Origin of the sequence: Pseudomonas sp. NPDC088885 (assembly GCF_044750025.1) — a bacterium.
Taxonomy (GTDB): Bacteria; Pseudomonadota; Gammaproteobacteria; order Pseudomonadales; family Pseudomonadaceae; genus Aquipseudomonas; species Aquipseudomonas rustica.
Genome location: NZ_JBIVJB010000269.1, coordinates 1 through 1,015 on the forward strand (window position 1 = coordinate 1; position 1,015 = coordinate 1,015).

The 1,015-nt window shown below is 56.5% G+C and carries 2 pseudogenes; both read right to left on the reverse strand.

The window, feature by feature from the left end:
* Nucleotides 1–143 (reverse strand): annotated as a pseudogene (locus ACIP1X_RS29140) (sodium:alanine symporter); the annotation flags it as partial.
* Between the two features lie 608 nt (nt 144–751).
* Nucleotides 752–1,015: pseudogene (gene aspA / locus ACIP1X_RS29145) on the reverse strand (aspartate ammonia-lyase); the annotation flags it as partial.

A 1,015-nucleotide genomic window follows, 5' to 3' on the forward strand; every position in this document is an offset into this window, starting at 1 on the left:
TGGCTGTCGCGTATCAGCTCGTAGTTTTGGATGAAGTGACGCAGTTGAACGAAACGCGAGCGAATCGTGAAGTAGCTACCGAGCCCGACAATGAGCACGATCAGTACTTTGCCTGAGAGGAAGTCGTTGATGACTTCGAGCATGGATTTTTCCTCGCTGTTTTTTGTGTAAGCAAATGCTGGATGGGAGAAACATCGTGTTACACCGGTTTGCGCGCGGCACAACAGGTGAGGCGAAGGTTTCGTCCCGGTTCCAAATCGCGGGTTTGTTATTAGTTCGGGTTTCACATGGGTGATGGCCTCGTTACCGACGACCGCTCATGCGAAGAGGGGCGGCACTATACCGATCAGTGCGGCGCCCGTCTGCACAGTCGTGGTGCAAGCGACGAAACGAGGCTTTGAAACACCCGGCGTTACCGGTGCCGGGCTTGTACAGGAACTGCTCCTCTGCTGAAGCAAACCCTGTGGCGAGGGGATTTATCCCCGTTCGGCTGCGAAGCAGTCGCAAAACCATCGCACGCGGTGCACCTGATACATCGCGATTGCAGGTATTGGGGCCGCTTCGCGACCCAACGGGGATAAATCCCCTCGCCACAAAGGCTTACCTCCACATTGTTCAGTCCCCAGACATACGGGTCTCAGGATCAAATAGTTAAAAAAAAGGGCCTGGGGACTAAATCCCCAAGCCCTCAAAAGGTGAGAGGTGTCTAGTCCCTCGACCTGGTGAGCGGTGCTACAAGTAACGCGTCGATTCAGCCTTTGAGCGGAACCAGACGCGGAGCAATCATGTTTTCCGGGCGCAGGATGTCGGCGAGCATGGCTTCGTCGAGCAGACCTTCTTCGCGCACCAGTTCCAGCACGCCACGGCCGCTTTCAAGGGCGAGGCCGGCGATGCGGGTGGCGTTTTTGTAGCCGATGTACGGGTTCAATGCGGTGACCAGACCGATCGAGTGCTCGACCAGTTCACGGCTATCGCGTTCGGCCAACAACACCGCTTCGCCTTGATCCTGTTGCGC